The organism is Martelella sp. NC20 (genome assembly GCF_013459645.1).
Classification (GTDB): Bacteria; Pseudomonadota; Alphaproteobacteria; order Rhizobiales; family Rhizobiaceae; genus Martelella.
Window position 1 is genome coordinate 4562337 of sequence record NZ_CP054861.1, and the last position, 23881, is coordinate 4586217.

24 protein-coding genes, 1 tRNA gene and 1 pseudogene are annotated in these 23881 nt (G+C 61.8%); 12 read left to right on the plus strand and 14 right to left on the minus strand.

What is annotated here, in order from left to right:
• Positions 1 to 330: 330 nt before the first annotated feature.
• Positions 331 to 1302 (minus strand): aldo/keto reductase, encoded by a 972-nt coding sequence (locus HQ843_RS21770; protein ID WP_180901232.1) that lies wholly within the window; start codon positions 1300 to 1302, stop codon positions 331 to 333.
• Between the two features lie 135 nt (positions 1303 to 1437).
• On the opposite strand from HQ843_RS21770, the gene HQ843_RS21775 reads away from it, so the two are divergent.
• Positions 1438 to 2319, plus strand: coding sequence for an AraC family transcriptional regulator (locus tag HQ843_RS21775; protein ID WP_180901231.1), 882 nt, complete (start codon positions 1438 to 1440; stop codon positions 2317 to 2319).
• A gap of 165 nt (positions 2320 to 2484) precedes the next feature.
• Here HQ843_RS21775 and nusG read toward each other — a convergent pair whose 3' ends face one another.
• The 8 genes from nusG to HQ843_RS21815 all read right to left on the minus strand — a co-directional run bounded on the left by nusG (position 2485) and on the right by HQ843_RS21815 (position 8289).
• Positions 2485 to 3162: a transcription termination/antitermination protein NusG gene (nusG, locus tag HQ843_RS21780; protein ID WP_180901230.1), complete on the minus strand. Its 678-nt coding sequence runs from the start codon at positions 3160 to 3162 to the stop codon at positions 2485 to 2487.
• Between the two features lie 8 nt (positions 3163 to 3170).
• Positions 3171 to 3905 (minus strand): hypothetical protein, encoded by a 735-nt coding sequence (locus tag HQ843_RS21785; protein WP_180901229.1) that lies wholly within the window; start codon positions 3903 to 3905, stop codon positions 3171 to 3173.
• Positions 3895 to 4350 carry a hypothetical protein gene (locus HQ843_RS21790; RefSeq protein ID WP_180901228.1) on the minus strand — a complete coding sequence of 152 codons (456 nt, stop codon included), beginning with the start codon at positions 4348 to 4350 and terminating at the stop codon, positions 3895 to 3897. The genes HQ843_RS21785 and HQ843_RS21790 overlap by 11 nt, the downstream gene beginning before the upstream one ends.
• Complete coding sequence (locus HQ843_RS21795) at positions 4325 to 5443, minus strand: hypothetical protein (protein WP_180903316.1); 1119 nt, start codon at positions 5441 to 5443, stop codon at positions 4325 to 4327. Before HQ843_RS21795 ends, HQ843_RS21790 begins: the two co-directional genes overlap by 26 nt.
• Positions 5443 to 6210 (minus strand): hypothetical protein, encoded by a 768-nt coding sequence (locus HQ843_RS21800; RefSeq protein WP_180901226.1) that lies wholly within the window; start codon positions 6208 to 6210, stop codon positions 5443 to 5445. The genes HQ843_RS21795 and HQ843_RS21800 overlap by 1 nt, the downstream gene beginning before the upstream one ends.
• The gene (locus HQ843_RS21805) at positions 6207 to 6920 is read right to left on the minus strand and encodes a hypothetical protein (RefSeq protein WP_180902079.1); all 714 of its coding nucleotides are present in this window, start codon (positions 6918 to 6920) and stop codon (positions 6207 to 6209) included. Before HQ843_RS21805 ends, HQ843_RS21800 begins: the two co-directional genes overlap by 4 nt.
• A 62-nt stretch (positions 6921 to 6982) precedes the next feature.
• Entirely contained in the window at positions 6983 to 7789 is an 807-nt protein-coding gene (locus HQ843_RS21810) for a GcrA family cell cycle regulator (RefSeq protein WP_180901225.1), read from the minus strand.
• Positions 7786 to 8289 (minus strand): hypothetical protein, encoded by a 504-nt coding sequence (locus tag HQ843_RS21815; RefSeq protein ID WP_180901224.1) that lies wholly within the window; start codon positions 8287 to 8289, stop codon positions 7786 to 7788. Before HQ843_RS21815 ends, HQ843_RS21810 begins: the two co-directional genes overlap by 4 nt.
• A 726-nt stretch (positions 8290 to 9015) precedes the next feature.
• On the opposite strand from HQ843_RS21815, the gene HQ843_RS21820 reads away from it, so the two are divergent.
• From HQ843_RS21820 to HQ843_RS21840, 5 genes are all read left to right on the plus strand, one after another.
• On the plus strand, positions 9016 to 9321 hold the full coding sequence (locus tag HQ843_RS21820; RefSeq protein ID WP_180901223.1) for a helix-turn-helix domain-containing protein: 306 nt from the start codon (positions 9016 to 9018) through the stop codon (positions 9319 to 9321).
• Between the two features lie 642 nt (positions 9322 to 9963).
• Entirely contained in the window at positions 9964 to 10824 is an 861-nt protein-coding gene (locus HQ843_RS21825; RefSeq protein ID WP_180901222.1) for a hypothetical protein, read from the plus strand.
• Complete coding sequence (locus HQ843_RS21830; protein WP_180901221.1) at positions 10817 to 11359, plus strand: hypothetical protein; 543 nt, start codon at positions 10817 to 10819, stop codon at positions 11357 to 11359. The genes HQ843_RS21825 and HQ843_RS21830 overlap by 8 nt, the downstream gene beginning before the upstream one ends.
• Positions 11360 to 11528: 169 nt before the next feature.
• Complete coding sequence (locus HQ843_RS21835) at positions 11529 to 11735, plus strand: transcription factor iiib subunit (protein WP_180901220.1); 207 nt, start codon at positions 11529 to 11531, stop codon at positions 11733 to 11735.
• Positions 11719 to 12789 carry a tyrosine-type recombinase/integrase gene (locus tag HQ843_RS21840; RefSeq protein WP_180902078.1) on the plus strand — a complete coding sequence of 357 codons (1071 nt, stop codon included), beginning with the start codon at positions 11719 to 11721 and terminating at the stop codon, positions 12787 to 12789. The genes HQ843_RS21835 and HQ843_RS21840 overlap by 17 nt, the downstream gene beginning before the upstream one ends.
• On the opposite strand, the gene HQ843_RS21845 is transcribed toward HQ843_RS21840, so the two are convergent.
• Both HQ843_RS21845 and HQ843_RS21850 read right to left on the minus strand, forming a co-directional pair.
• A tRNA-Arg gene (locus tag HQ843_RS21845) sits at positions 12790 to 12866 on the minus strand.
• Between the two features lie 143 nt (positions 12867 to 13009).
• Positions 13010 to 14452: a sensor histidine kinase gene (locus HQ843_RS21850; protein ID WP_180901219.1), complete on the minus strand. Its 1443-nt coding sequence runs from the start codon at positions 14450 to 14452 to the stop codon at positions 13010 to 13012.
• A gap of 508 nt (positions 14453 to 14960) precedes the next feature.
• Between HQ843_RS21850 and rpmH the strand changes: the two genes are divergently transcribed.
• The 4 genes from rpmH to yihA all read left to right on the plus strand — a co-directional run bounded on the left by rpmH (position 14961) and on the right by yihA (position 18332).
• Positions 14961 to 15101: a 50S ribosomal protein L34 gene (rpmH, locus tag HQ843_RS21855; RefSeq protein WP_180901218.1), complete on the plus strand. Its 141-nt coding sequence runs from the start codon at positions 14961 to 14963 to the stop codon at positions 15099 to 15101.
• A gap of 15 nt (positions 15102 to 15116) precedes the next feature.
• Positions 15117 to 15524: a ribonuclease P protein component gene (gene rnpA, locus HQ843_RS21860; RefSeq protein WP_180901217.1), complete on the plus strand. Its 408-nt coding sequence runs from the start codon at positions 15117 to 15119 to the stop codon at positions 15522 to 15524.
• Positions 15514 to 17310 (plus strand): membrane protein insertase YidC, encoded by a 1797-nt coding sequence (gene yidC / locus HQ843_RS21865; RefSeq protein WP_180901216.1) that lies wholly within the window; start codon positions 15514 to 15516, stop codon positions 17308 to 17310. Before rnpA ends, yidC begins: the two co-directional genes overlap by 11 nt.
• A gap of 371 nt (positions 17311 to 17681) precedes the next feature.
• On the plus strand, positions 17682 to 18332 hold the full coding sequence (gene yihA, locus HQ843_RS21870) for a ribosome biogenesis GTP-binding protein YihA/YsxC (RefSeq protein WP_180901215.1): 651 nt from the start codon (positions 17682 to 17684) through the stop codon (positions 18330 to 18332).
• A 178-nt stretch (positions 18333 to 18510) separates the two neighbouring features.
• Here yihA and HQ843_RS29560 read toward each other — a convergent pair.
• Positions 18511 to 18624, minus strand: a pseudogene (locus HQ843_RS29560) (fasciclin domain-containing protein); the annotation flags it as partial.
• A gap of 192 nt (positions 18625 to 18816) precedes the next feature.
• Here HQ843_RS29560 and argB point away from each other — a divergent pair.
• Positions 18817 to 19704, plus strand: coding sequence for an acetylglutamate kinase (gene argB, locus HQ843_RS21880; RefSeq protein ID WP_180901214.1), 888 nt, complete (start codon positions 18817 to 18819; stop codon positions 19702 to 19704).
• Positions 19705 to 19755: 51 nt separating this feature from the next.
• Here the strand turns inward: argB and HQ843_RS21885 are convergent, their stop codons facing one another.
• Together HQ843_RS21885 and HQ843_RS21890 are read right to left on the minus strand one after the other, a co-directional pair.
• Positions 19756 to 21234 (minus strand): DHA2 family efflux MFS transporter permease subunit, encoded by a 1479-nt coding sequence (locus HQ843_RS21885; RefSeq protein WP_180901213.1) that lies wholly within the window; start codon positions 21232 to 21234, stop codon positions 19756 to 19758.
• Positions 21215 to 21841, minus strand: a complete 627-nt coding sequence (locus tag HQ843_RS21890) for a TetR/AcrR family transcriptional regulator (RefSeq protein WP_180901212.1) — start codon at positions 21839 to 21841, stop codon at positions 21215 to 21217. Before HQ843_RS21890 ends, HQ843_RS21885 begins: the two co-directional genes overlap by 20 nt.
• Before the next feature lie 220 nt (positions 21842 to 22061).
• Here HQ843_RS21890 and HQ843_RS21895 point away from each other — a divergent pair, with 220 nt between their 5' ends.
• Positions 22062 to 23852: a potassium/proton antiporter gene (locus tag HQ843_RS21895; protein WP_180901211.1), complete on the plus strand. Its 1791-nt coding sequence runs from the start codon at positions 22062 to 22064 to the stop codon at positions 23850 to 23852.
• Positions 23853 to 23881 lie beyond the last annotated feature (29 nt).

A 23881-nucleotide genomic window follows, 5' to 3' on the forward strand; every position in this document is an offset into this window, starting at 1 on the left:
TAGCCCCTTGCGGAGAGGGCAGATCGCCGAAGCAACTCGCCCTCGCGCACCCGTCCTTTTATCTCAGCCGCGGCAAGCTCGAATGGCAGAGCCACGCCAAAGTTCCATCGCGCCCGCTCTGGCGGGGTCCGCCCACATTCCAGCCGTCCACTCTACCGCAAGGTTTCCCTCAAAGCGGTCGCTCGCCCTATTTGGACTGGATGTCCCGCTTGGGGTGGAGAGCGGAGTGTCTGCATTTGGACGCGCCACCGCGTTGAGCGGACATTGTCATGTGAAGCCTCTTAGCTGGTCAATGATGGGTGGCGAGCGAGGCCAGCCACCCTTTGTCTGTCAGATCCAGTCTGGGACCATATCGCCGGCGTAGCGCGCACCGAAAGCACCATCCGGCAGGATATTTCGGATGCGGGCCAAGTCATCGGCCGATAACGTCACGTCCACAGCAGCCAGGTTTTCTTCGAGACGTTCGACCCTGCGCGTGCCAGGGATCGGCACGATGTCGTCGCCCTGGGCCAGTAGCCAGGCCAGCGCCAGCTGAGACACCGTGATGCCCTTGGCCTGGGCGAGTTCACCGAGCTGGCGGACGGCGTCGAGGTTTTTCTCGAAATTGCCCGGCTGCCAGCGTGGATCGAAGCGGCGCATGTCGTTCTCTTCATATTCGGCTGACGGCTTTACGGCACCAGTGAGAAAGCCACGGCCAAGCGGCGAGTAGGCGACAAAGCCGATGCCCAGTTCATGTGTGGTAGGCAGTACCGCTTCGACATCGCGTTCGAAGACGGAATATTCGGTCTGCAGGACCGTCACCGGCTGCACGGCATGGGCCTTGCGAATGGTCTGTGGCCCGGCCTCGCTCAGGCCAAAATACTTGACCTTGCCCTCGGCAATCAGATCCTTGACGGTTCCGGCAACGTCTTCGATAGGCACATTGGGATCAACGCGATGCTGGTAAAGAATATCGATCTGCTCAACCCCTAGATTACGCAGGCTGTTCTCGGTCACTTCGCGAATGTGGTCGGGCCGGCTGTTGACGCCGTAATTGCCATTATCAAGGGTGAAACCGAATTTGGTGGCGATAACGATATCGTCGCGAAAACCCTTCACCGCCTCGCCGATGAACTTCTCGTTCTCGCCCCAGCCATAAAGTTCGGCGGTATCGAAGAAGGTCACGCCTAAGTCATAGGCACGCTTGATGAGGTCGAGGCCCGCTTGGGTGTCGGCGGCGCCATAAGCGAGATGAAACCCCATGGCACCGTAGCCGAGAGCTGAGACATCGGGTCCGTTCCTGCCGAGTTTACGCTTCTGCATCGCACTATCCTTTCGTTCGTGTACCGGCAGAATATAGGTGCGAAGCCACCATGGCCGGATATCTGATGGTCCCGAATGATTGCCTGATCCTGCCGATCCCTTGACCTTTTAAGGCAATCGCTGTGGGATAGCGCCATGACAGACTTGGACACTATTCGCGCTATTGCGCTGCGCCATGCTGGCGCCCCTCACCCGGCGATGCCGCGGCTTCTTATCTATCGCGTCGACAATCCCAACGATGCCAGCGGCCTGATCTATCAGCCGTTGGTCTGCCTGGTTCTGCAGGGCCGCAAGCGCACGTTCATCGGCGATGGCGTGCTCGAATATGGCCCAAGCGAATGCATGGTGGTGGCTGCCGAACTGACGGCCATGGGACAGGTTTGCGAGGCCTCGACCGACGAGCCCTATCTGGCGCTCAATCTCTATCTCGACCCCGCCGTGATCTCGACGATCCTGCTCGACATGAACGGGCTTGCCGAGCCCGCCATCGGCTCAGGGTTCGGTGTCGCCAAGGCCGGGCCCGCCCTGCTCGATGCATGGTGCCGGCTCGCCGGCCTGCTCGACCGGCCCGATGAGATACCGGTCCTCGCTACGCACCTCGAACATGAGCTGATATTCCGTCTGCTGATGGGGCCGCATGGGGCATTGCTGCGCCAGATTGCTGACGCGGACACAAGGCTATCCCATATCCGCCGGGCCATGGCCTTTGTTCGTGAACATTATGCCGAGCATATGAGCATCGAAGCCATGGCGGTGATCGCCGGCATGAGCGTATCGGTGTTTCATCGCCGTTTCAGGGCTGTGACCGGCGTAAGCCCACTGCAATACCAGAAGCATATCCGGCTGCACGAGGCGCGCCGGCGCCTCGTCACCGAACATGCCGAGGCCGCCACCGTGGGCTATGCCGTTGGCTATGAAAGTGCGTCCCAGTTCTCGCGCGAGTATAAAAGGCTGTTCGGCGCGCCACCGCGTCGCGACGCGGACTCCTTGCGGTCAATCGTCGAATCTGGTCCATAGCCCGGCAGCATCTCGTTCGCAGACGACGGCAGCTTACGGGAGTTTGCGCGCATGTTGCGAACGGCCGATTGAGCGTCGGAAGCTGCTATAGAAGCATTTGTCGATGATGGCAGCTATTTGATTGTCCAACTCCAAGACCGGCCGGCCGGCAAACAGCCTTTCGGCTTATAGTCTGCTAACCACGGCAAGCGGCACCACCATCGGCGTCATGCGCCCGAACAGATCGACCTCGATCACGACATCACCCCTGCCCGTGGTGTTGGGCGTCGTCACCGTTCCCACCTGCCCGGCGAAGATCCCGTCTTCGATCTTTACCCGGTCTCCGGCAGCGACCCGGACATCGCTCTGCCGGTCATAGTCGAAGGCGCCATTGTCGGCCTTGCGCATCAGCGCTGCGACGGCATCGGCCGGGATGGCATAGGGCGTCTCCCAGCCGCCGAGGATCGCCGTCACATGTTCCTGCCGCAACAGCCCCCGCAGAGCCTTCGCCGTGCTGACGAAGCGGACGAGGACATAGCCGGTCATCAGCACCTCGTCCTGCGGCGGCAGCATCCTGCCGCGCCGCCTGCGTCGCTTGCCCCGGCGCATCGGCGCCAGAGCCTCGGCTCCGATCGCCTTCAGCGCAGCCTCGGTTGCCTGCTCGTGACCCGGATGAACCGCTGCCACATACCAGCATGCCGTCTCGCTTGCTGTGTTGGCGGCAAGCGCGCCATCTTCGTCCTGCCGGATGCGCCGGATCGTGTCGTCGCGTTGCATCCTGCGCAGGCTGCGTTCGCCCAGTTCCGCTTCGAGCCCGTCCCTTGCCGCTGCCCCTGCGTCTGCCGTCATCCCAGTCGTCATCATTGCCACCATCATCGTGCTGCCGCCTCGCCCTGCCGGATCCGCTGTATTTTCCCGAAGAAACCCGTCAGTGCCGCCTCAGGCGTTTTTCCCGGCGGGAAGTAGATCCATTGCGCCCGCCCGGGATCCGGAAGCCACGGAAAGCACCGGGCGTCATGTTCGGCCTGCCAGGCCAGCCACAGATCGCTGCCGACACGCACCTGCTCGAAGTCCGCACCGGCAAGCACCGTCTCCGCCGTCACCCGCACGCCCCTGCCCGGATGGTGCAGCGCCTGCTCGTGCATGGCATTCACCGACGGCCAGCCCATCTTCTGCATCCGCTCATGCTGGAGTGTCTTGCGGTCCGACCGGCCTGCGGCAATCTCATGCTCCTGGAACCGCGTCAGCGGCGGCAGCTTCATGGCAGGCTCGCCAAGCCGGATGAAGCGTTCGGCCATCCACGCCTTGCCGAAGGTCGCGGCAATGGCCGGGCCGGTTGCCGGGGCTTCCATGCCCACGGGCACATCCTGCCAGCGCTTGTCCCTGAGATAGGTGCTGGCGGCAAACTTCACCGCCCTGCCCTTCAGCGCAGCAAGGGTGAGGAAGGCCGGCAGCAGGGTGGATGCCCTCTCCCGGTCTTCCGTGGTCATCGCCTGCCATTCGGCAAAGGCCCGCTCGTCGCTGTCATCGCCGAAGGTCGGCCATTGCCGGTAGAACTTCAGGAAGGACTTTCGCACCGTCCTGCGGTCTTCGCTCTCAGTGGTCATCGCACTCTCCCGTGGTTGGCATTGCCCGCTTTGCGGCGTCCGCCATCAATGCCCTGACGGCTGCGACCTTCTCCCGGCGGCGCTGCTGCTCTTCCGGAGAGATGGGTCTCGAAAGCCGCCTTCGTTCCTCGATGCCCTTCAGCCGATCGCGCTCGATCCGCAGCATCTCCCGGTCATGGCGGGCGGCATCATCGATCAGGGCGGAGAGTTCGGCCGGCTTCGGCAGGAACGAGCGGAAGCGCTCATAGCGGCCAAGCCTGAGGTTTGTGAACACCCGGCGCATGGCGGCGACCGGCTTGTCGCGCAGCACGCTGGCATAAAGCTCCGCGGCCATCTCCGGGTCGATGCTGTCGGGCACCGTGAAGCCGCACTGCATCAGCGAGGACAGCATCAGATCCGAGCGATGCTCGCCTGCCGGTTCAAGGGCCGCTTCGTGGGCTGCCATGCGCCGTCCAGTCCGATCTGCCGATGTCGATGTCGACGTCGACGTCGACGTCGATGTCGATGATGTCTGTCTCCCGGTTACCAATGTCGTCACTGTTGCCATTGTCGTGCCTCATGCGTTTGTCGAGGGATGCCTGCACCCGCCTGTTGTGTTCCCGGATCTGTTCGGAGCGAGATGTGCCTGAAGGCCATGGCGGCGATCTGGCCTGCGATGGTGAGGACGCGGCCGGCCTGTCGGTCCAGCGGTCCTGGTTGAGCCATGTCGAGAGATTGCACCATGGCCGGTCGTCGCGCTTGGCGACGTAGCGCCTCAGCCCGTCCATGATCGTGTCGAGGTCCGCCCGCTGCCTTGCAGAGGCCCATGCCTTCAACGCCGTCTTGCGGGCCACCTTCTGCGGGTAGAGCGGCCAGACATCGGCATCGAACTCCGCCGTCAGCCCGGTGATGTCGCCACCGCTCCGGCGGGAGCGGCTCTTGCCGGTGCTGGCTGCCACCCCTGCCCCCTCCGGCTCCCGTCCCGGTTCTGCTCCGAGGTCTGCCCCGAGGTCAGGGTTGGGACCGGTATCCGGTTCTGCTGGAAACAGACCCGTCTCCGTCTCGACGGGGGGATTTTTCTTTTGGGCCCCTTTAGGGGCCTTTTCTTTAAGGGGGGAATTTTTCTGTTGGGGGGTGTGGGGGGAAGTGTCTTTTTGTGCTGCACCGTAACGCGTTACGTCACCCGTAACGCCGCGTGACGCTTCGTTATGGTCGAAGGCGTCGGCAATATCGGCCCGATCTGCGGTTTCGCCCGCATTGTCAGGGCCTGTGCCATTTTCCTCGTCTTCCGCTCCCCCGTCACGCGTTACGTCACGCGTTATGCCTGCGTTACGCCCTGAAGCAGGTTTTGCCGCCCGTCTTGCCCGATAGCGGGCCTGCCGTCTGGCCGCAGCGGAACGACCGCCATGGCCTTCATTCGCCATGTCGTCATCCATCTCGACGGTCACCGGCACGAACACAGGTTCGCGCTCGGAAAGCGCCGCAGCCGTCCGTCCGATCAGATCGGCGTCGACGCCTGCCCGCACCATATCGGCTATCAGGGCGGCAACCTCACACATCAGCCGAGTTCCCGCTCGATCCGCTTGCCGATCCGGGCAATGTCGTCGGCCTTGCGCGACAGGTCCATCGCCATTTTCAGCAGCCGGTCATGCTCTTCGCAATGCGCCTTGCGGGCCGCCATGAAGCCGGAGTGCAACCGATCGAAGCCCTCCTTCTCGGCCGTATATTCGTCGAGCAGCGGATTGCTGCCTTCCGGACCGAAGAAGGCCTCGCGGACCTCGCTAACCCATGCCCGGGGCACATTCAGATCCCGGGCAAGCGTGGTATCCGTCCAGGATCCGCGATAGCCGCGGTCGCCATAGACGTCGTCCAGCTTCTCGGTGATGATCCGCCGGTCCTCACGGTCCATCGCCGGCGGCGGATCGGCCTGCGGTGCAGTCGTGGGAGCTTCGGTGGGTGCGGGAGCTGCGGCTGCGGCTGCCGTCGTCCTGACGGCAAGTGCCTTTGCTGTCGCCGCTGCCTTTCGCGGCTTTGCTGCTGCCATGGTCTGTCCTTTCATGCGGTTTCGGGTGGAAGTGTTTCGCCGGCAGGCCGGGCACCGGTCGTCGGCCGGTGTGGCGCCGACGGTCCAGCCGCCGGCGCGAAAGTGGTCCGTGACGGCCTCGGGTGGCCCCTGCCGGAGCGCGGCGCTGAGGATCGCGTAGCCGCTGGCCTCGCAGCAGCCGCAGACGATCCGCAGCGCTGTGGCCATGCCGGCAGCGTGCGCGACGGTCGCGCGCTCGAAGTGGCGGGCCGGTGCGTTTGTGGTTCTTCCCGTGGTGCTCATGCTGTGGTCTCCCGCAGAATTTCCTCGGCATATCCGCCCCATTGGATGGCCATGGCGCGCGCAATCCCCGGATATGTCCGGGAGCGCAGCCGCCAGCGGTCCGCCCCGGGCGGGGCACGGTGAACGATCGACCAGCGCCTGTGTTCATCCGTGCCGGGTTTTGGCGGGATCAGCCTGTCGGTCGGCGTCAGTTTCGGCAGGGAGCGCAGATAGAGCGCGGTCGCCTTGAAGGCCCTGTCGCCGAACCACCACGGCTGCACCGTCTGTGCCGGCGGCGCATAGCCTTCAATCCGGGCCCTGGCATGCCGGTGCATCACCGGGTTCTCGACCGCGACCCGCTCCACCGGCGCATTCCAGCAGGCCGCAAACAGCGCCGCACCCTCATCCAGAAGCCGCCACATGATCACGCGGCGGGCATCGGTATCGAGCGACGGCCATGCCTGCTTCTCTTCCGCCGTTGTCTCCGCCGGCGGATTGGTCGGTGGACCGGAGAGCCAGCGAACCCCGCTGTTGCAAAGCCGGGTGCACGGCGGATGCATCACCGCCAGCAGATCCCAGCCGTCATTCAGGATCTCACGGATATCGCAGATCATGTGGCGGTTGCTGCCGTCTTCTGCCGGCAGCAGATCGCAGGACCAGACATCATGACCGAGAGCGGCAAAGGCCCGGCGCACCACGCCCGAGGTCTCGCAGCCAATCAGGATCCGCATCGGCGAAGAAGAATGCAGGACGGGCGAGGTTACGGCAGAAGCCGGCCCCGTCTCGGTTGCCATCACCATGCCGGCGTCCTCTTGATGTAGGGCCGGTACATCAGCTTCTGATGCTCCGGGCAGTAGGCGGCCCCCTCCGCCACCGGCCTGCCGCAACAGGGCGTATCCGGCCCGAGCCGCTCCCCGCCCGGCGTCAGCACCAGCCGGCAGCGGAATTCGCCGCAGTCGATGAACGCCACGGTCGGGGCCCCGGGGAGCTGCATGTGCTGGGTGTCATAGGCCTCGACCGGGATCAGCCTGGGTTTGTCCACCGTCCCGGCCCCGGCTGCCTTCTTCCGCTTTGCCAGAAGCTTGGCGGCCTTCGACTTTCGCTCCGCGGCTTTATCCGCTGCGGTCTTCTTTTCCCTCACGGGAAACAGCTCCGGATTGCGGCGGGCAATGCCGGCAACCACCATGCGCGACACGCCCCACGCCTCGGCAATCGCCGTCAGCGCCTTGCCATCCCGGCGCATCGCGGCCATCGCCTCTATCTCCTGACGGTCCCAGTGCTTCACAAGGCCTCTCCTTTCCGTTCGGGATGCCCGCCCGTGACTAAGGGCGGGACACCGGAGCGGAAGGACGATCAATTCCGTGCCGGCTTCACGCCGCCGGTCGCAAACGGCGCCAGCCGCCGCCTCGGTCGCAGCCTCGATCGCTTCCATGCAGAGGGCGTCCAGTTCATCCTCGGTGAGGTCGCGCATCGGGATTGCCGGTGGCGTGTCCTCTTCGGCGGGACGGCTGGTTTCTTCCGGCTGCCATGGCCGGGGCCGGATCTCGCCGGGCATCACCCGGTGCGATGGGGCTTCGGCAAAGGGAAATGCGCCTTTCATCGCTCGTTCCTCCCGCCGGGCACCGAAAGACCGCCGCCGGCAATCGCGCCGATCAGGCAGCGCTTCAGACGGTCCTCGCTGATTTCCTTGTCGGAGAGTTTCTGCAGGCATTGATGCGCTTCCCCAGGCGTCACATGCCCGTCTGCCAGCGCTTCGAGGATCGTGCTCATCAGTTCGCTTTCGCTTGCCTGATCGCCGGCCATGCACTGGATCAGCGACAGCGCCGTCCTGCTGCGCTCATCCGGTTCGCTCAGCCGCCGGCCCGAGGCTGCTGCCATGGCCTCGGTCACCAGCGGCGCGTCGGTATCCTCTTCCAGGATCCGCACCACCGGGATCGGCATGATGTCGGTATCGTGCTTGCCGTTCCAGCGGCCGACCGAGCTGGTCGAGCGGTTGGTGATCAGCGCAACGCGCTCGATCCCCCCTGCCCTTTTGATCAGGTCGCGCTGGGCGCAGCGGACGGCGAGGATGAACGGATCGATGGAGGGCTCTTCGGCCATGTCTCTCCCTTTCGAAAACAACAAAAGGCCATGCGCGCCGGGGAATACCCGGCGTCGTTTCCCATGGCGGGACGGTGGATCGCGGTTTAGGGTCAGGTCAGTCGGATAAGGCACCTAGGGCGGGCGAAGCCGGAAGGGACAGCAGGATGGGCCGGGGGCCGCAGCAGTTGAAAGGGACCAGCGCCGGAGCAGGCCTCGCCCGCTCCGGCGCACCCCGCGCGGACCGGCCGGGAGGAGAAAGCCGGTCACACGCCGCGCGCTGCAACGGACCGGCACAGATGCTGCCCGGAGCGCGCGAAGGGAAAAAGGGAAAGGCCATGCCGCGTGCAACGCATTGCACAGGGGCATGGCGTGACCGGAACAAAGCCGGCAAGGTGTCCGCGATGCCGGTCTGGCAACTGCGGATCGGGGGGAGAGAATTGAAGCTACCTCCATCATTCGGAGGCCTCTTCGACGCTTATGGCGAAGTCCATATCAGCCAGGGAAATTCGGCCGGCTGTTTGCTCAACTATTTTCAGTTTCCAGCGCGCAGGAATGCTCGATCGTTCAAGCCATTTTCTACGTGCCCAGTATCCAGCGCCGCAGGTTTCGGCAGCGTCAGATATCTCATTCCAGCGTGATGGGGCGTTCTTACAGCTCATGCGACATAAATCGGACGATTTGTCCAATATGTCAACAGAGCAAATGTCCCAACACAGACTTATTGTCCAATGTTAATATTGAAACATGAGCGAATCGGATGAATTCCTATTCAACAACGACTATTGCGGCCGCGTGAAGCGCTTCCGTCAAGAAACCAATATGTCTGCCGCCCAGATGGCGACTCTACTTTCGATTCCGCCCGAGCGATATCGCAAATACGAAAACCGCAGCCCATTGCCTCCATACCTTATCGGCAAATTCTGCCAAATCGTAGGCTGCGACCTTGAGCACCTCCTGCTTGGAAAGCCGCGCTCGCGAGTAAAGCCAATGATTGTTTCCCGCGGAGAAGCCACTTCGCCACAAAAACGAAGAACAGGAACAGGCGGCTAACTCTGCGCTTAGCCGCCTCACAGGGAACTCTCAAAGGCAGAGAACCGCCCCCCCCTAAACTAAACACCCTACCCCACAGAGCGCTCAAAGCGACCCTCGTAGAATTCCCATCGCCAATGCGGCAATCGCAGCGACTCAGCGTCACATCGCGACAGCTACCCCGCAATAAATCTCACCCTTTTAAACACCTCAGGCCAAAACGTCCATATAGATATTTTGTCCATATTGTCCATTTTCACTGTTTACATATTGGACATATTGTCCCATTTTCTTTTCTGAACCTGCTCTTTGTGTGACCGACCGGCATGACGGCCGGCCACCGAAGATAGCCGAGAAAAGGAAAGCGACATGAAGAGCCTTGGTATCAGCGTACCGGTTACACGCAGCCCGAACGCCGTAGAAATCGCGTCAGATAGTCTGATAACGCACCGATTTCCCGCATGTAACCCGACAAATGCAACAAACACAGGCTTGGGCAAAGCTTCTTGGCTCGGATTCGTCGTTGGCCTCTGTGCCGGCATGAGCGTCACCGCACTTCTTGCCCTCACCATCCTCGGAAGCTGAGCTTTTGCACCCCAGGTGGAACATGGCGTTCGCCCCATGTTCTCGCCTTGTCCTAAACCAACTTCGGGAGCCAAGACGATGAAGCCAGAGGCAATCGATGGAATGAACTCCAGCAACCACAAGGCAGGCCTGGATGAAACCGCCAGCCCCATCGCATGCACTTTCAACGCAAAATGGCTGTGGCCGATGAAGGCCGTGATCGACTATGCCCGCTCGCAGGATCCGGCTCGCTTTCCCCTCGGTCATGTCGGTGTAGAACCGGCGCCGGAAGGCGGCGTATTCGTCAGCGTCTTCAGCGGTCACGCCATGGCCGTGATCCACGATCCGGACGGAAGGGCATCCGAAGCCGTGACGCTCGACCTTCCTGACGGAGCCTTCGACCTCCGCCGGCCGCAGGATCCGATCAGGATGTTCTCCTGCGGCTGGGAACATGCCTTCAACCTGCCGGAATGGACACAACCCGGTGAGGCCCTGTTCCACGAAGCCGGAATGATGATCTTTCCGAAGATGGCACCGCCCAGTTGGCATGCCGATGCCGGAGAGGGTGAGGATTTTCTGCCCGTGCTGTTTCAGCAGTCTGCATCCGGCTGCAACCGTCTGATGCCCGGCCACGACTACCGCATCAGCCGGGGCATTCCCCACGACTGGAGGCGGTTGATCGCAAACTGGAAGGCAGGTTCGTTCGGGGCCGACGAGATCCGGTTCAATCCGCAGATACCGGCCCTGTTCTCCGGCTTCCTCGATGCCATGAGCCCTCACCGGACACTCAGCACAAAGCACTGGCTGCGCAAGACCGGACCGAATGTGATGACCGTGGCGGGTCATCCGGAGTTCATCGGCTTCTGGATGCCCATGCGGGAGGCAAAGCCGGGAACCGAGCCGGCAGAGTTCACACACATCCCGGCAAGGTTTCTGAATGAAGTATCCAGCGATGGCTAATCGTCCGCCTGCACGCGAGCGGCTGGACGGCTATCGGGCGCTCGTTTCCAGAGCTGTCCCGCTGGCTGACATTCTGGCCGATACCGCCGGCATGCATCTTGAGGTCACTGGTCCGGGCGAACCGGAAATCATCTGCTCGCTTCCGGTCACATGCCCTGCCGACAACCGCGAACTGATCCGGCGGCATATCGAAATCCCCACCGACCTGATCGGCATGCTGGATGCCGCGGCCAGACGAGATGTCGAACGGCGGCGCGAGATCGAACGGCTGCGACAGGCGCTTGAGGCGAAAGGAGGCAAACCCGCGAAGGACTATGCCGCCGAATGCGCCATGAAGTGCGCAGAGCCGGCCTTCATGCGGTTTCTGATCGAGCGACACGACCTGCCGCATCCGGCGACAGACAAGACGGCCGCAACGCGCGTGCGGTCAGTTCTCGCGATCGCAAGCCCGGGCCAATTGAATACGGATCCTGCGGCGGCGGCAGGCTGGAGGGAAATGGTCAAGGAATTCGAGATGTGGAGGAACAGAGGATGACGAGGATGGATGTTCGCCCCCTCCCAGCGCAGGTCGCAGATCTGGCCGCACAGCAAGGCCGACTCTTTCGGCTAACCTGAGGCGTCCCGCCCTCCGTCCACAACAGAAAACAGTCGGCCTCACCCTCGCTCATCATGCAATGGCCGGAACAGAAAGCAGGAAGAGACAGATGGCAAATCGCCGCGCTGAAATCACGCAAGCAGAAATGAGACGGTACTTCAAAGCGGCACGCGAGGCCGGTTTCGAAAGGGCGCGATTTGTCCGCCATCCAGATGGCAAGATCGAGATTATTGGCGAAGGCGGTCCCGCAGCACTCGTCGTGAGTGATCTTTCGCCTTTCGAAGAATGGGAACTTGAAAATGCGCGCAAGGTTTAAAGGAATCAACACGGTTCGGCGCAAGCTGGCCAGCGGCCTGGTTGAAACCTACTACTATCACCGGGCGACGGGCGCTCGCCTCAAAGGGAAACCCGGCTCGCCGGAGTTCATAGCGTCCATTGCAGAAGCGGTAGAAAAATCACGAAAGCGCGACGCCGGAACACTGGCAGGTCTCATGCGCGATTTTGAAGAAACTGCCAAATGGCGCAGGCTGGCCGCCTCTACACAATACGAATACAGGCGCGTTTTCAGGTTTTGGGAAGACACGTATGGCAGCGTCCCGCATGCGGCACTTGAGGACAAGGCATTTCGTCGCGCTATCGTGAAATGGCATGACAGCTTCTCTGCTGACAAACCGCGCGAAGCCGACAACCGCGTCACGATTTTAAGCCGGGTGCTGTCATGGGCAGCAAAGGATGGGCCGCTCGGCAAAAATGTGCTGGAAGGCTTCGACAAAGCTTACAAAAGCGACCGCTCCGACAAGATTTGGCTTCCTGAGCATTTCGAAGCCTTCATGGCGGTAGCAAGCGCAGAGATGCAGCTTGCCATGGTTCTGGCGCTTCACACCGGCCAACGCCAGGGCGATCTTCGGCGGCTGGCATGGGGCAACTATGACGGCTCACATCTGCGCCTCACCCAGCAGAAGACGAAGCGGTATGTGGCAATCAAATGCACCAAGGCACTCAAAGCGACGCTGGACGGGCTCGAAAGGCGCTCGCCGCTAATTCTCACGACGAAGACCGGGCGACCCTTTCAGAAACGCTATCTGGCTGAACAGTGGGCGGAGGCGCAGCAAGCTGCAGCTGTCGAAGACTTGCACTTTCACGATATTCGCGGAACCACAGTCACCATGCTGTTCGAAGCCGGGTGCAACCTCGGTGAGATCGCTGCGGTCACCGGACATTCTCTGCGCCGCGCACAGGACATTCTCGACAAATATCTGGCTCGGACAAGCAGGCTTGCCGACAGCGCAATCGCGAAATTCGAGAACGTACTGGAAACAGATTTTGCAAAACAAGTTGCAAAACGCGGAGGTTCTGAAGAGGCTAAGTAGTGGCGCGCCCGAAGAGATTCGAACTCCTGACCCCCAGATTCGTAGTCTGGTGCTCTATCCAGCTGAGCTACGGGCGCGTGCCTTTTGCGGTCGCCGCATCTGTCTGCGGCGTGCGAGACGGCTTCTAGAGCCTTGCGATTTGGATTGCAAGCGGGTTTGCGAAAATTGTTGTCATTTTCCTGCAACATCAACAGGCGAGGCCGCCACCGATGCACGGCCGCTATCCGCCGGCCCCGCTCTCCTCGCGCCAGCTTTCCAGCATCACCGGGCGGTCGGGAATTTCGATGCGGAACAGCGTGCCCTGCCCGGCCTTTTCCACAAGCCCGATCGTGCCGCCATGGGCGAGCACCAGTTCGCGGGCAATCGCAAGGCCCAGTCCGGTGCCCCCGCTGCGGGCCGAACCGCGGAAGGCGGCAAACAGGTTCTCGCGCGCCTTCTGCGGCATGCCGGGGCCGGTATCGTCGATCGTCAGCGACACCACGCTGCCGTGTCGCTGGGCGGAAACCGTCAGACAGTTGACCGTCTCGGCCTTGGCCCTGGCCTGCTGGCCGAGCGCTTCGACGCTGTTGCGGCAAAGGTTGAAGATCACCCTGAACAACTGCTCTGGATCGGCATCGATATTCAGCCCCTCGGGCACCCGGTTGATCCACTCGATCGAGGGATCTGCGGAGAGTTCGAGATAGTCATGTACGTCGTTGACCAGCATCCGAAAATCGACCAGCCGGCGCTTCGGCTCGGCCTCGGAGACCTGACCATAGCTCAGCACCGTGCGCGAATAGGCCGCAGCCCGGTCGATCGCGCGCAGCAGTTTGGGCGCGATGCGCTTGACCACGGGATCGTCGGTCCCGGCAATGCGGTCCGACATCAGTTGCGCGGCCGCGAGGATATTGCGCATGTCGTGATTGATCTTGGAAACGGCAAGGCCGAGTTCGGCAAGCCGCTTCTGCTGGCGCAGGGTCTTCTGCAATTCACTCTGCATGGTGGCGAGATGGCGGCCGGCGATGCCGAGTTCGTCGCGTTCGTCGCTCGCGCGGAACACGCTTTCGGGCAGGTCGGGATGCTCGGAGAAGGCCTGCATGTTGGCGATCTGGCGCCTGAGCGGCCGCACCAGCATCGAATTCAGCCGGAAGAAGATCAGCATCGCGGTGACCGACGAGAGCAGAATGCTGAGCGCGAAGATATTGCGCGCGTAGATCAGCAGCGCGTGGCGCAATTCATCGTCGGAAATGACCAGTTCGATGATCGCGTCGCTGTCGCCGATATGCCCTAGAATGCGGATCGCCCGTCCGCCGCCGAACAGAAGCTCGTCGAAGGCATCGACCACCGCTTCCACCGGCCCGACATCGGTCAGATCGTAGCTGCGACTGATTTCCGGAGGCATGTCGGCCACGGCCAGCAATTGCGACATGCCGTCCTTTCTGAGCACGATCGCCTTGGTGCCCGTCGCCATCAGCGTCTCATCCTGAAGCGCGCGCGGCAGCGACAGCGGCTGCAGCCCGTCAATGACGGTGACCGCGGCGGCCGCGGTGTTCAGCCGGTCGTCAAGCCAGCGCAGCCGCATGGTCGAAAGCGCCGGCACGAAGAACACCACTTCGGCAAACATGATGACGGCGACCGTCAGCGTCAGTATCCGCCCGGAAAGGCCGGCCAGAAAACGGGGCATCGCAACGCCGTCCGCGCCGGCGCGGTGTTGTGCCCTTTCCGTGCCCCGAGGGCGGTTTTCAGACCGCATCCGCTTTCTCCGCTTCAACCGCCGCCATATTATGCCTGAACGCAATAAATGCAAAACCGTCTCGCCAGGCCTGCGGATCGATGCGCTCCCGCCCTCTTGCCGGATTCGAGGATGGAAGATGCTATCTGGAACCTCGGCGAAGAGCCTTTTGCACTCAAGGACTTGCAAGTAGTGGATACCCGGACCATGATCGGGCGTGGCGCCCTGTTGGATCGGTTTATCACAAACATGCCCGCGAAAACTTGTCGCCGGCCCTGCCCTCTCGCTGCGGTCTTATACGCCGCGCGATTGACAATTCGCGCCGCTTTCCCTTATAAGCCGCGCAGTTTCGGCTCCGCACCCGGCATTTCGGCGATCCGGAGCCGACCGACATCAACCACACGCTTAACCGGTTTCGGCCGGTTTTCAAGAAGGGCCGCACACCGCGGTATTAAAACAAATGTCTACCAAGCGTACCTACCAGCCTTCCAAACTCGTTCGCAAACGCCGCCACGGCTTCCGCTCGCGCATGGCAACCAAGGGCGGCCGCAAGGTTCTGTCGGCTCGCCGCGCCCGCGGCCGCAAGCAGCTTTCGGCGTAAGGGCTTTTAGCCCTTATGTCCGGGCCGGAGAAAAAGGCCGAGGTTGCTGTCGAACGGCTCAAGACCCGTTCGCAGTTTCTGGCCGTTCAAAAAGGCGAGCGGCGCAAGGGCCCCCTGTTTCTGCTGGAACGACTTGACCGGCGCGAACCCGCATCAGGGCCTCGCGTCGGTTTTACCGTGACCAAACGCCAGGGCAATGCCGTGGAGCGCAACCGCATTCGCCGGCGGCTGAAAGAGGCGGTGCGCCTCAAGGCAGCGTTTGCAATGGAGCCCGGTTGCGACTATGTCGTTGTGGGCCGCCGCGAGGTGCTCGATGCATCGTTTGCGCGGCTGGCCGATGCGCTGGAATCGCGGATTTCAAACCCGCCTCGAACCGGACGGAGCCGGAAGGCCTCCGCACCAGGAATAAAAGATGGAAAATAACCGCAATTCTATGATCGCGATCGGCCTGACGGTCCTGATCGTCCTCGCCTGGCAGTTCTTTTTCATGGGGCCGCGCCTGGAGGCGCAGCGCGAGGCCCAGGAACAGGCTGCCCTGCAGCAGCAGGCGCAGGAACAGACGGTTACGCCCGATGGCGCGACGCCCGCGGCCTCTGGCACATCGCCGGCAGGCGGCAGCGATGCGGTGTTTTCCCAGGCAGGCGGCCAGCAGACCACCGCGCCGCGCGTGAAGATCGAAACGCCATCGCTCGAAGGCTCGATCAATCTTGCGGGCGCGCGGATCGACGATATCAAGCTCAAGGACTATCACGTCACCGTCGACCCCACGAGCCCGATCGTGACGCTGTTTTCGCCGGCCGAAACCCCGAACGGCTACTTCGCCGAACTCGGCTTCGTGCAGGGCGACAATTCCGGCAGCGTACCGGGCCCGCAAACGGTCTGGACGCTTGAAAAGGGCAGCGAACTGACGCCGTCGACGCCGGTTGTGATCTCCTACACCAATGATTCCGGCATCAAGTTCACCCGGACCTTCTCGATCGACGACAAGTACATGATCACCGTCGACGACAAGATCACCAATAATTCCGAAAAGCAGGCCTCGGTGACACCCTATGGCCGCATCACCCGCTTCAACCTGCCGGACGAACCGTCCGCATGGGTTCTGCATGAAGGCTTCCTCGGCGTTTTCGGCGCCGATGCCGGCGTGACCGAGGACACCTATAAATCCGTCGCCAAGGAAAGCGAGACCTACGACAACTCGACCGGCGGCTGGTTCGGTGTGACCGACAAATACTGGGGCACCGCCGTCATCCCGCAGGCAAATGTCAATTACGACGCCCGGTTCTCGCATTTCACCGATGGTCGCGCGCGCTATCAGGCGGATTATTCCGACAACAACCCGCTGACGATCGCGCCCGGCCAGTCGGCCGACCTGAAGACGATGGTGTTTGCCGGCGCCAAGGAAACCAATACGCTGACGGCCTACGAAAAGCAGTTCAACATTCCGCTTTTCGACCGCATGATCGACTGGGGCTGGCTGTGGTTCATCACCAAGCCGCTGTTCCAACTCATGGAGTTCATCTACCATCAGGTCGGCAATTTCGGCGTCGCGATCCTGATCACCACCGTCATCATCAAGCTGGTCTTCTTCCCGCTCGCTTCCAAACAATACGCCTCCATGGCCAACATGAAGCGCATGCAGCCGAAGATGACGGAGCTGAAGGAGCAGTTCGGCGACGACCGCATGGGCCTGCAGAAGGCGATGATGGAGCTCTACAAGAAGGAGAAGATCAATCCGGTCGCCGGCTGCTGGCCGATGCTGATCCAGATCCCGATCTTCTTCGCGCTCTACAAGGTGCTCTACGTCACCATCGAAATGCGCCACGCCCCGTTCTTCGGCTGGATTCAGGACCTTTCCGCGCCTGATCCGACCAGCCTGTTCAACCTGTTCGGCCTTCTCCCCTGGTCCGTGCCGACTTTCCTGATGATTGGCGCATGGCCGCTGATCATGGGGATCACCATGTGGATCCAGATGCGCATGAACCCGACGCCGCCGGACAAGACCCAGGCGATGATCTTCAACTGGATGCCGGTCGTGTTCACCTACATGCTGGCGCAGTTCCCGGCGGGTCTGGTGATCTACTACGCATGGAACAACACACTGTCGATCCTGCAGCAGTCGATCATCATGAAGCGCCACGGCGTCAAGATCGAGCTGTTCGACAATCTGAAGGGCGTACTCGGCAAGAAGAAGCCGGCTTCGGAATAGGTTCGCTGCTGGCGCCGATTGGAAATGCGCGCCTGCCCGACCGCTCGAGGGCTCTACCGTTCGCTCTGACAATCATGAAGGGCCGCAAGCTACGATCTCTCCCCTTGAGGGAGAGATGTCGCGAAAGCGACAGAGAGGGGTAAACCCTCTCAATCGACACGGAATTCGCGGTTTGCGTTTCACCCCTCTCTATCCCTGTCGGGGCATCTCCCCCTCAAGGGGAGATTTGGGTTGAGAGGCTCTGCAATACTGATGGTGGCCAAATGGCTCAACGCCTTCGCCGCCAATCGCCGGCACCTACAGGCCAATATCTTTCCGTAAGTATCGCAGCCGACATTTTGTCCCCCCTTCCTTCGTGGTAGTGAAAAAGCATGACCCAGCAGATCGCCCAAGACGCAGTGCTTTTCTCCCGCCCGTGGATTTTCATCCGCGGCGTGCCGTCGATGAAATTCCTGCCCCCGGAAGGGCCGGCCGAGGTCGCCTTTGCGGGGCGCTCCAATGTCGGCAAGTCCTCGCTGATCAATGCGCTGCTGACCCAGAAGGGGCTCGCGCGCACCTCCAACACGCCGGGCCGCACCCAGGAACTCAATTATTTCGTACCCGACGGCTATTCCGGCGAAGGCGAAGACCTGCCGCCGATGGCGCTGGTCGACATGCCGGGCTATGGCTATGCCAAGGCGCCCAAAGAGCAGGTCGAACAATGGACCAAGCTGGTGTTCGACTACCTGCGCGGCCGCGCCACCCTGAAGCGGGTCTATGTGCTGATCGATGCCCGCCACGGCATCAAGAACAATGACGAGGAGGTTCTCGATCTTCTCGACAAGGCCGCCGTCTCCTATCAGATCGTGCTGACCAAGAGCGACAAGATCAAACCGCCGGCCGTCGCCAAACTGCTAACGGCGACTGCGGAGAAAATCCGCAAGCGCCCGGCCGCCTACCCCGTCATCATGGCGACATCGTCGGAGAAACACGATGGGCTCGATGAACTGCGCCAGACGATCATCGATACGATCAACATGTGACCGCACATAGAAGGACCGCCCCGTAGGGCGGCCAGTTCACACCGGGGTTGGTGTCCGCCGCCGGGTCTTCTCATTATGTATCCGGTCGGCATTCAGCAATTTTGCGCGAAACCTGCTACTGACACCGTCACGGCAAGCCTATATCGCTCTATAGTTGCTATAATTGCATAATTCACCTTTTGCGTGTCGAATTCGCGGCGACGACACGGCAGGTCAGAACCTTGACCAGCGCATCCTTGTTTTCAGGCATCAGCAGCGTGTTGACCGTACCGTCCAGCAGAGCGACGAATGCTGCGATCGCCGTACCAGAGACAAGGGTGGCGGCGATGGCGGTTCGTTTCAGAAGTGCAAACATGAAATTCTTCTCAGTTTGCTGACAAAGCCTGCCCGACGCAACCCGTCTTTCGGCCAAGGCGCGACAGGAGTTTCCTCGACCGGGAGTTTGCGCTAAAAGGCCGCTGAGCGAATTGCAGCGGGGAGTTTCATGTCACTGTCGGAAAACGAACATCAGGCGCGGCTCTTGGTCCAGGCCCTGCCCTATATGCAGAAATACGAGAACAAGACGATCGTCGTTAAATATGGCGGCCACGCCATGGGCGATAGCGAACTGGGCCAGGCTTTCGCCGCCGATATCGCGCTCCTGAAACAATCCGGCGTCAACCCGATCGTCGTTCATGGCGGCGGCCCGCAGATCGGCAATATGCTGAAGCGGATGGGCATTGAATCGAAGTTCGAGGGCGGCCTGCGGGTCACTGACCAGGCCACCGTCGAGATCGTCGAGATGGTGCTGGCGGGCTCGATCAACAAGGAAATCGTCGCGCTGATCAACCAGACCGGCGAATGGGCGATCGGGCTCTGCGGCAAGGACGGCAACATGGTGTTTGCCGAAAAGGCCAAGAAGACCGTGATCGACCCCGATTCCAATATCGAGCGCGTGCTCGACCTCGGCTTTGTCGGCGAGGTCGTGACCGTCGACACCACGCTGCTCGACCTTTTGGCGAAATCCGAGATGATACCGGTGATCGCGCCGGTGGCGCCCGGTCGCGCCGGTGAAACCTACAATATCAACGCCGATACCTTTGCCGGCGCCATCGCCGGCGCGCTGCGCGCCACGCGCCTGCTGTTCCTCACCGATGTTCCGGGCGTGCTCGACAAGCAGGGCGAGTTGATCAAGGAATTGTCGGTCGCCGAGGCCCGAAACCTGATCCTGGACGGAACCGTTTCGGGCGGCATGATCCCCAAGGTCGAGACCTGCATCGAGGCGATCGAGGCCGGCGTCGAGGGCGTGGTCATTCTGAACGGCAAGGTCAAGCACTCGGTGCTGCTCGAAATCCTCACCAAGGGCGGCGCGGGCACGCTGCTCGTGCCCTGAGCCATCCCGGGTGAAGTGGCATCCGCTTCACCCGGGACCGCCAAAACAGCATCAGGCGATATGCGGCTCCGCCTTGCCCGGGCCGCGTATCCCCTTGTGGGCCGGTAGCATCGTCACAAGCACCGCCACGACCACATAAGCGGCCAGGTTGAAGACAACCGCGCCGGCGAAGGCTTCGACATAGGCCGGATGCTGGCCGGAACCGGCCTTGAGCAGATTTGCCAGCGTGGAAAAGAAAATCTCGCTGATGATCGCGATGCCGAACGCACCGCCAAGCTGCTGGACGGCCTGCAGCGCGCCGGAGGCCGATCCCGCCTCCCGGGCGGGTACCCCGGCCAGCACCAGTTGGAAGATTGAAGCGATCGACATGCCGAGCCCCAGCCCCGCCGTCAGCAGCGGCCCGAACACCGCCCAGTGCGAAATCGTATCGGTTATGGTCAGCACATAGAAGCGCAGCCAGAAAATGCCGGTGAGAAGCAGGACCAGCCCACACATCATCCTGAATTTCAGCGCCACGCTGCCAAAACGTCCATTGGCCACGGAGGCCACGAAGACGCCGACCGAAAACGGTATCGTCGTAAGCCCGGATTTCAGCGGGTCGAAGCCGAAGCCGACCTGCAGGAAAATGGCAAGGCAGAGAAAGAAGCCCGGCAAGGTGGAGAAAAACACCAGCGCCATCAATCCGCCGACCATGAAGTTGCGGTTGGCGATCAGCGCGAAGGCCAGAAGCTGCGGACGATTGCGACGGTTCTGCCGGCGCTCCCACAACACAAATGCCACAAGCACCGGGACAGCGGCCAGCATCATCGCGAAGCACCAGGCCGGCCACCCGAAGGTGCGACCCTCGACCAGCGGAAATATCAGCAGGAACATCGCAAGGGCGATCAGCGCGATGCCGGCATAGTCATTCCGCTCTCCGGAATTGCCGGGCGTATGCGGCACGAGCTTCCAGCCGGCCAGAACCGCGAACACGCCGATCGGAAGATTGATCAGGAAAATCGCGCGCCAGCCGAGGCCGAAGACATCGTGATCGATCAGCAGCCCGCCGATGATCGGGCCGCTGACGGTCGCGATCCCCGCCATCATGCCGAAAAACGAGAAGGCGCGCGCGCGTTCATGCGGGGGAAACATCACCTGCGCCAGCGCCAGCACCTGCGGCGTCATCATCGCCGCCGAGAAGCCCTGAAACAGGCGGGCGCCGATCAGCATCTCGATATCGTGCGACAGGCCGCAAAGCGCCGAGCCGATGGTGAAGCAGACCACCCCGATCATGAACATCCGCTTCTTGCCGACGATATCGCCGAGCCTGCCGAACGGTAGCAGCGCCAGCGCAAACACCAGCACATAGCCCGCGACCACCCATTCGATATCGGAATCGGTTGCCCCGAGCCCCTTCTGGATCGACGGCAGCGCAACATTGACGATGGTGACATCGAGCATGTTCATGAACACGGCGCAAAGCAGCACGGCAAGCGCCACCCACCGGCCCGGATGCGGTTCGGCGTGGGCTTCAGTCAAACTGGAATTCACGGAAATCCTCCTTCTGGGGCGGAGCGAGCACGGATTTAAACAATTCCGAGAACAGACGCGACATCGCCTTCGTCTCGGCATAGGCTTCGTCGTTACCATAAGCGTCAAGCGTCGCAATGATGATATCGGCAAAAGTTTCGGGGTCGAGGTCGGCGCGGAACTCGCCCGTCGCGCGACCGTCTTTGAGAATCTCGCGGAAATCCTCGCGCCAGGCCTTTCGCAACGGCGCGAGCAGTGCTGCGACCGAGCTGTCCCGGGTGGCCTGCCGCTTGAGTTCGGCGAGTGCTCTCACGGTTTCGCTGTTGGCCGCCCGGATATCGCGATATTCGATAAACTCGAGGCGCAGACAAGCGCTGGCGGATAATCCTTCTCTCGGGCGCGTGACATGCATGGCCACGAAATCATCGCGGATCGCCTCGGTCACCAGCTTCAGCAATCCATCCTTGCAGCCGACATGATAGTGCAGCGTTGCAATATTGATGCCGACCGCATCGGCAACCGCGCGCGTGCGCAATCCCTCCATGCCCTTTTCGGCGAGGATGGAACGGGCTGCACGCGCGATCTCGCGCCGGCGAACCGGACCCGGTATGGATTTTGTACTTGTCATCCATCAATCGATTGATTGATGGAGCGGGAAATGTCAAGACAGGTTTCAAGACACGCTCGCAAAGCTGAAATCGAACTTTTTTCGCCATTGGCTGCAACTTCGCGTCGATGGTGCGGGCAACGCTTTAAAAAAAGCCGCAAATACCCTATTTCATTATGGAAAAGGACTTTTCGGAACCTCATTTCATGCTCCTCGCGCCGCTCTGCCGGAAGGACACAGTTTGACGACATTCTATCTCGCGGTGCTGGTTTTTTCCGGCCTCATTCTTCTTGCCGCCCTTTCCAGCGCGCTCGCCTACCGGTTCGGCGCGCCGCTATTGCTCCTGTTTCTGGGTGTCGGGCTTCTGGCGGGAACCGATGGCTTCGGGATCGAGTTCGACAATGACGCTTTGACCTTCTATGTCGGCTCGCTCGCGCTTGCCGTGATCCTGTTCGATTCCGGCTTCGGCACGTCGTTCAAGACCTTCCGCGCCAGCGCCATGCCCGCCCTCGTCCTGGCGACGGTGGGCGTGGTGGCGACGGCGGGCCTTGTGGCCGTGGCGGCCGTCGTTATCCTGAGATTTACTTTGCTCGAGGGTTTTCTGCTGGGTGCAATCGTCGCCTCGACGGATGCGGCGGCGGTGTTCTTTCTGATGCGCATCGGCGGCATCAGGGTGATCGACAGGGTCAGCGCGACGCTCGAGGTCGAATCCGGCATCAACGATCCGATGGCGATCTTCCTGACCATGTCGCTGGTTTCCGTTCTCTCCATGAAGGAAACCGGCACGCAGGAAATCCTGCCGATGATGCTCCATTTCGTGCAGGAGATCGGTTTCGGCCTGCTGTTCGGGGTGATCGGCGGGGCGTTGACGGTGCTGATCGCCAACAGGTTCAGCCTCAATCGCGGTCTGGCGCCGATCCTGGTGCTGACGGCGGCCCTCTTGATCTTCTCGGCCACGGGGGCCGCCGGCGGCAGCGGGTTCATGGCGGTCTATGTCGCCGGCCTCATCGCCGGCAACCGCCATGTGCGCTATGTCGGCTCCATAAGGCGGTTTCAGGAGGGCATGACCTGGCTGGCCCAGATCATCATGTTCCTGTTGCTGGGTCTGCTCGCCACCCCCCGGAACTTTCCGGAGATTTTTCTTCCGGCGTTCGCACTCGCCCTGTTTCTGGTTTTCATCGCCCGTCCCATCGCGGTCTGGCTTTGCCTGTGGAAATTCAACTATCGGCCGCGCGAGACCAATTTCATCGCCTGGATCGGGCTGCGCGGGGCGGCCTCCATCCTGCTCGCCATCCTCCCGAGCCTTTACGGGCTCGACAATGCCGGGCGAATATTCAACATCGTCTTCGTCATGGTGCTGGTCTCGCTGATCCTGCAGGGCTGGATGCTGGCGCCGGTCGCGCGGTTTCTGAAACTGGTCCAGCCACGGGCGAGCGGCGCGCTGGAAATCGTCGATATCGACCTCCACGAAAACGCCAAGCACGAATTGCTGGTCTATCGTATGGCCGAAGGCGCGCCGGTGCTGGAGGGCGCGCCGATCCCGCGCTGGGCCATACCTTCGCTGGTGGTGCGCGACGGGCTTTCGATGCGCTATTTCTATGCCGGAAACCTGAAGGCCGGGGATTATCTCTACCTGTTCGTGACGCCCGGCATGTCCTACCTGCTCGACCAGCTCTTCGCAGATCCCGCACTTGCGGCAAGCGCGGGAGAGGAGCCGCTGCTCGGCACCGAGGTGCTGTTGCCGGACCGCCCCGTGAAGGAACTGCGCGCCATCGACCCGATGGTCGAGATACCGGCGGATATCGAGGACATGCGGCTTGCCGATTACATGAAACAGGAGCTTGGCGGCAAGCCGATCATCGCCGACCGGCTGCATCTCGGCCCGCTTGCGCTGATCGTGCGCGATGCCGATGCCGAGCACAACATTACCTCGATCGGGGTCTGGCACGACACCGCAAGCGAACGCCCGGCGGGTCCCCTCGAACCGCTGACCCGGTTCTTCGGCCGTCTGCGGCGCAGGGTGCGGCGATAGGCTTTTCGTCACTGCGACATTGCCGAACG